This window comes from Corallococcus exercitus (assembly GCF_003611585.1).
In the GTDB taxonomy this organism is placed as follows: Bacteria; Myxococcota; Myxococcia; order Myxococcales; family Myxococcaceae; genus Corallococcus; species Corallococcus exercitus.
Genome location: NZ_RAVW01000847.1, coordinates 1 through 744 on the forward strand (window position 1 = coordinate 1; position 744 = coordinate 744).

At 67.6% G+C, this 744-nt stretch carries 1 protein-coding gene; it reads left to right on the plus strand.

Going from position 1 to position 744, the window contains the following annotated elements; all coding sequences use genetic code 11:
- The coding region (locus D7W79_RS42480) for an AMP-binding protein (protein WP_147442377.1) at window positions 1-744 on the plus strand (744 nt) is incomplete at both ends.

A 744-nucleotide genomic window follows, 5' to 3' on the forward strand; every position in this document is an offset into this window, starting at 1 on the left:
GGTGGCGTCCGCGGCGCTGGCGGGGCGACTGGAGGGGACGGGCGTGGAGGTGGTGGCGCCGACGGTGGAGGGGGAGCGGGAGGACAACCCGGAGGTGGAGATGACGAGCGCGAATGCGGCGTACGTCATCTACACGTCTGGGAGTACGGGGAAGCCGAAGGGGACGGTAGTGGAGCACCGGCAGGTGGTGCGTCTCTTCAAGGCGACGGAGGAAGACTTCCGCTTCGGGGAGAAGGACGTGTGGACGCTGTTCCACTCGTACGCGTTCGACTTCTCGGTATGGGAGGTGTGGGGAGCGCTGCTGTACGGGGGGAAGCTGGTGGGGGTGCCGTACGCGGTGAGCCGCTCGCCGTGGGACTTCCACCGGCTATTGCAGACGGAAGGGGTGACGGTGCTCAACCAGACGCCGTCGGCGTTCCGCCAGTTGGTGGCGCTGGAGGAGACGCTGGGGACGGGGCTGGAGGAGGAGCTGGCGCTGCGGCTGGTGATTTTCGGAGGAGAGGCATTGGACCCGGTGAGCCTGAAGCCGTGGTTCGAGCGTCACGGGGACGAGGTACCGGCGCTGGTGAATATGTATGGAATCACCGAGACGACGGTGCACGTGACGAAGCGCAGGATGAGGGGGCCGGACGCGGAGTCGGCGAGCAGTGTGATTGGGGAGGCGATAGGGGACTTGCGGCTGTACGTGCTGGACGGGCGGATGGAGCCGGTGCCGCGGGGCGTGGCGGGGGAGTTGTACGTGGG